Origin of the sequence: Mycobacterium sp. 1165178.9 (assembly GCF_001673555.1) — a bacterium.
In the GTDB taxonomy this organism is placed as follows: Bacteria; Actinomycetota; Actinomycetes; order Mycobacteriales; family Mycobacteriaceae; genus Mycobacterium.
This window is the reverse complement of record NZ_LZMB01000187.1, coordinates 1-5,575: the sequence shown is the minus strand read 5'-3', so window position 1 is coordinate 5,575 and position 5,575 is coordinate 1. Positions and strand designations below refer to the sequence as shown.

General features: G+C 67.5%; 4 protein-coding genes. All 4 read right to left on the bottom strand.

What is annotated here, in order from left to right:
* On the bottom strand, positions 1–877 hold an 877-nt coding region (gene eccE, locus A5652_RS09050), incomplete at its 3' end, for a type VII secretion protein EccE (protein ID WP_067349480.1).
* A gap of 16 nt (positions 878–893) precedes the next feature.
* Complete coding sequence (locus tag A5652_RS09045; RefSeq protein WP_067349476.1) at positions 894–2,759, bottom strand: S8 family serine peptidase; 1,866 nt, start codon at positions 2,757–2,759, stop codon at positions 894–896.
* Positions 2,737–4,248: a type VII secretion integral membrane protein EccD gene (gene eccD / locus A5652_RS09040; RefSeq protein ID WP_067349473.1), complete on the bottom strand. Its 1,512-nt coding sequence runs from the start codon at positions 4,246–4,248 to the stop codon at positions 2,737–2,739. The genes A5652_RS09045 and eccD overlap by 23 nt, the downstream gene beginning before the upstream one ends.
* Before the next feature lie 259 nt (positions 4,249–4,507).
* On the bottom strand, positions 4,508–5,410 hold the full coding sequence (locus tag A5652_RS09035) for an ESX secretion-associated protein EspG (protein ID WP_067349468.1): 903 nt from the start codon (positions 5,408–5,410) through the stop codon (positions 4,508–4,510).
* Positions 5,411–5,575: the final 165 nt, after the last annotated feature.

Sequence of the window (5,575 nt, the reverse complement as noted above, 5' to 3'; positions counted from 1 at the left end):
GTGCGTCGGACGGCGACAACCACAGGCTGGTGACGAACCCGTTGAAGTGCTTGAGACGGCGCCAGCCGGGGCGGCTCCAGGTCGGTTCCAGATCGGCCAGCACCGCGCGATCGACTTCCGCGATCTCCTCCGCGGTCAAGGGCCGGGCCGCGCAGGTCAGCCCGTCGAGATCTTGGGCGAGCCGCTCGGTGGCCGCAACGAGGGTCGACGCCAGCGAATCGCGGGCCGCCACGGCGGCGACGTTGCGCTGCGGGTTCATCCGTAGCACCAGCCAGGTGCGGCGAACGTAGGAGGTGGGTGCGTCGTTGGCCACCTCCCACTCCTCGGGGCCCCAGTCGTCCAGCTTCGACAGCTCGGCGGCATTGCCGCCGCGACGGACCTTCACCGACACGATGTCGATGTCGTCGAGATGGATGTCGAACTGGCGCAGGCCCGAAGCGACGGCTGACACCAACAGCGTGGGTGCCGCGTGCCGGTGACGAAGGCGCGAGGCCGAGTCGTCGTCGCCACCGCTGATGCCGATCACCGTGACCAGTTGGCCTTCGTACTGCCGCACACCGACCTTGTCGCGACCATACTTGCGCTGATAATCGAGGGCCGGAGTGCAACCGGCGGCCAGTGCGGAGCCCGGGTCGGCCGACCAATCCCACAGCCACGTTGCCAGCCCCGTCGTCACGGTGAGGCCGTGGTAAGTGACCAGCGACGCCAGCGTCACCAGCAGGGCCAGGGCGGCACCCACCCAGAACGCGATGCGATACGTGCCCTGCCAGGATTCGGGGCAGTGACTGGCCACCACCATGATCACCACGTCGACCAAGAACACAGTGGTCAGCCGCGGCCACGACAAAGCCAACCCAAAGCTGCGCTGACGCTTCATGAAAGCTGCTCCACCCTTATTGCTGTTTCCGCGATCGCTTCATCAGCGTCGCCGTACCGAACACCCCGCCGCCGATGAGTAGCGCCGCTAGCAAGCCTCCGGCTGCCACCCACACTGGCACCATATCCCGGTGCGGGACGGGTTTCGGAATGTTCAGCGGTGCCGAAAGTTGCTGCGGCGGTTTCACGGGACCGTCGGGCACATCCCAGGTCAGTGCCGCCACCGGATCGACGACACCATGACCGACCTGGTTATCCACGCCGCGCGCGGGCGCACGAGCGGTACGGGTCAGCCGGTTGATGACCTGATAGGCCGATAGCTGCGGGTACCTTGCCCGCACGAGCGCCGCGACGCCGGACACGATCGCCGCCGAGAAGCTGGTGCCCGACGGAACCAGCAGCGTGTTGTCCGGTCCGTCGATCGCGTTGATCAGCCCGTCGTCCCGGGGCGAGAGTCCGACGACGTCCGTTCCGGGCGCGGCGATCCCGACCCACGGCCCCGCCACGCTCGTCGATGCCTGGCCCTGGTTGCCCTGGCTCTGCGGGCGGCCCTCGGTGTCGACCGCGCCGACCGTCAGGACGTAGTCGCTGAACCAGGACGGCGTCACGACCGTGGTGACCGCGCTCCAGTTGCGAGGATCGTTGGGCTGCAACGGATCATGGGACGGATTCTGCTTGCAGTCCTTCTTGTTGGTGTCGCCGGCGGCGGCCACGATGACGGCGTTCTTGTCGACCGCCGCATAGCGCACTGCCGCGCCCAGCGAACGCTGATCGATGATGTTGCGCGCGCTCATGCAGGTCACATCGGAGATGTTGATGACCTGAGCCCCGAGGTTGGCTGCATGCACGATCGCCCGCGCCATCGTTTGGGCGTTGTCGATCTTGGCCGAGGTCTGCGGATCCTCGTCACCGGTGTAGGCGTCCTTGAGGCCGAACGCCTGACTGGACTGCCGGATCGCGATGATGTCGACATCCGGGGCTACTCCGCTGAATGCGTCCGGACCGGCGTTTGCTGGTGGCGGCGGCGGTGGCGGCGGCGGCGGGTCGAGTGGGCGCGGGCCGCGCAGGTTGTCGACGTTGGCGGCGCGCCCGCCACCGGCGTAATTGGGGATGGTCACCGTACCGCTGCCGTGGCTGACCGCCGGCGCTTGCCCAACGGGGCCCTGGCCACCTTGCGATGGTCCCGGGGGCGGCCCCGCGGGGGCTGGCGCCGCGGGAGCCGCCGGTGCCGGCGGCGCCCCGAAGGGACCCGGGGGTGGCGCTTGTTCCTGAGACTGAGACTGAGGCGGCGGCGGGACCATCGTCACGGTCTGGGGTAGCGGTGACAGGGTGACCGTCTGCGGCGGTGGCGCTTTCGGCGGCGGCTCTGTAGTGGGGATGGTGACCGGCTTGCGCGGCGCCGCCGGCGGCACTCCAGCGCCGTTGGCCGGTGCCGCACCGATCATGGACGCCACGATGGTGCCGTGCGCGTCGCAGTCGGACAATCCGTCCCCGGCCATGACGTAGTCACCGCCGGCAATCAGGTGCGGAAACCGGGGGTGCGGCGTCACGCCGGTGTCGATGACGGCCACCTTCACCCCGGCGCCCCGGCCGAACTGCCACGCCTCCTGCAGATTCAGCATGTCCATGTACTTGGGCTGCAGCCGGAAATCCGTCCCGGGCAGCACACCGACCTCGGTGCAGTACGAGTTCTGCTTCATCGGCGCCCCGGGCCCCGGCGGACCATCCGGCGGGACCGCGCCCGCGTCGATCGTCGGAGGCGAGATGGCGTAGGCGGGCGGCAAGCCGGCCAACGCGCCCGACGCCAGCAAGGTGGCGGCGACGGTCGCGGCGGATGCGCGACCACGCCACACCTTGGCGTCAGCGATAGCGGATTGCTGCATAGACATTCATCAACCACAATGCCAGCGGGAATATTGGCATCAGGCAGAGGTATTCAATCCATTCCACGAATTTGCGGAATAGCGGGCTGTAGACCGTGTTCGGCACTACGGCCGCAGATGTCAGTCCCGCGGCCGGCAGCAGAACCAGGATCGCCGCGCTGATCGAGACCGCGAGCGGGCTCTGCAGTACCAGCGCGTAGCGCAATACGACCGCACCGACGATCAGCACGGCGGTTCCGGCCAGGGTGATCGCCTGCCAGCGGTCGACGTAGGAGCGGCCGCGCAGCATCAGGAATCCCGCGCTGAATCCCGCCAGCAGAAGCGGCAGCCAGCGCTGCCCGGTGTGCGGATCAGACAGCGCGGTCAGCGAGACGATCATCAGCACGCCGAGCCCGATCAGCAAACCCGACAGGAAGGAGCGGGCGCGCTCGGCCTGGGTCAACACATCGCGGACCGAGGCGGGGCCCTCCAGGACCGGAGGACCACCGTCGGATCGCACCACGGTGGTGGGCAGGTCGGGCCGGGCCTCGAACACCCACCGACTGGTCGCCGACGGGAAGACGGGCAGCCGGATGCCCGCCAGCCGTCGCGAGATCGCCGGTGCGCTTTGGTAGATCATCACCGATACCAGCACGGTGCAGGTGAAGAGCGTCACGGCGCTTGTCATGGCCACCATGCGCGCGAGCGCGGCCACCGCCGTGATCAGGCTGACGGTGACGATGGCGGTGTAGATCGCCAGCCGGCGACCAGTGAACCGTAAGGCGAGGATCGCGCCCACGGTGAGGACGGCGAAACCCAGAACGGCGTGCGGCGATCCCACGCCGCCGGGCGGCGCCGACGCCGCCGCGATCGACACGGGTGCGAGGCTGCTCAACAGCATGGTGTCGGCGACGCGCCGTTCCTGCTGCGAGCGCGCCCGCATCAACAGCATCAGCGAAACGCCCAACACCACGGCACCGATCACGCCCGCGTACACGGTCGGAAGCCACGAGTTGTGGTGCCAACGCCACCAGCCGAGCAGGCCGGCCGCGGTCGTCACCCCGATGGCCACCATCGACGCACCGACCTGCACCGCGATCACCGGATCGATCGCGGCGAATCGCTTGCTGAGGTCCGCCGCGACCGCGGTGGAGATGTGCTCGATGACCTGCGAGCGATGCTCGGTGTCGGGGATGAATCGTATCCACAACCGGTCGCCGTCGTAGACGTCCTGCTCGCTCAGCGATTGGGTGGCCCGCAGCGGCGAACCGTCCACCAGGCACAGTGCCCAGCGGCCCCGGCCCGACGCCTCCAGCGGAGTCTCACCGAGCTCCCGCAGCCGGCTGTTGACCACCTTCAGCAACGGGTCGGTCATCACCGAGACGGGCGCGTTGGCGTCCAGCAGGACGCCGATCTGGACACCCGCGCCGGCCATCACGCCGACGACGACTGCCTGTGGCTGCGAGATTCCCTCTACGTCAGGCTGTGGTACTTCAACTACCGCAGTCATCGCCTTGCACTCCTTGTGATGAATGTGTCAGCCCATGCCGCCAGTCGCGCGCGGGCGTGCGCCGGTGTACTCGACGAGGTGCTGTGGCCCCTCGCAGAGTGCATTCCGGCTAATTGGAATTCCATCTGCCTCGCCTTGCGATTAAGAGTTGTCGTTGACACCGGATTTGCTGATGTCTTGCAAGAAGTATGCCGTGTTCGCAGCTCAACCGCATGTTGAGCGCAAAGACATTGGTAAACTCTGTGTTTCGCGCGAACGTTCAAACCCTGCTATGGGTCTTCCACTCGCCGTAGGGAAGGGTGTCCAGCACAGTCTTGACGCCAACCTGCACGAGCTGGGGGGTCGCCGGACAGATGGCCAGCCATGCCTCCCCCGAACCCGCGGTGCGGGCCTGCTGGTAGAGGGCGATGCGGCCGCCGGAGCCGTCTTTGAGGGACAGGACCGACGCACTCGGGCCCTTGGCGTCGTCCTGGTACTGGCGGGCATACACGGCAACTTCGGCTGCCGGGTCGGACAGCGCCTGACCCAGGGCCGCCACGGTGGCGGCGCTGATTCCCATCCGCCGCAGGTCTCCCCCGGAAAACACGTTGAACCCCGACTCCTGCCACGACTTCGTCGCTTCCAGCATTTCCTCCAGCGGCACGTTGACCGCGTTGATTGCCGCGGGCTCCGCGTGGTGAATGGACTCCAGCGCGTCGATCACCAGGGACGCGATCGAGGCGCTGTCCGCGACGGCGACATCGTCGACGGTGATCTCGCCGCCCACCCGAACGGCCGACACCCAATGCTGACCGCGGCGGGCCAGAACCACCCGGAATTCGTTGTCGGGGATATCGCGGGAACCCGGGGGCTGATTCTCGTCATCGAGGACGCCGTAGGCCAGCTTGCCTCGGGACAACAGAGCGACCACTTCGAGGTCCGGTGCCGCGAGCACCCTCATCCGCGCGGCCACATGTTCGTTCACCTCGTCGTTCTCGACGATGCCCTGCTCGCGCATCACCGCCAGTCCGGGATGCTCGTTGAGCCAGTCGCTCGAGTCGGTCGACACATATGGCCGGCACCGCAGCTCGGGCGCGACATGCCGGATGTCCAGCAGCGCCTGGAGCATCCAGAAACCGTCGACGTTGACGGTGATGTCGGTGCGGGTGCTCTGTTGGTCCATCAAATCCCCACTTGGTCCCTAATACTTCAAGCCGAATCCACGGTAACCGCAGGACGCGGCAGCACACCACCCGTCGGTGGTCTCTTATACACCTCTGACGCTGCCGCCGATAAGGCTCGGGTAGATGTCGGTGGGCGCCGTCTCATTAAAAAAAGGGGGGGGGGG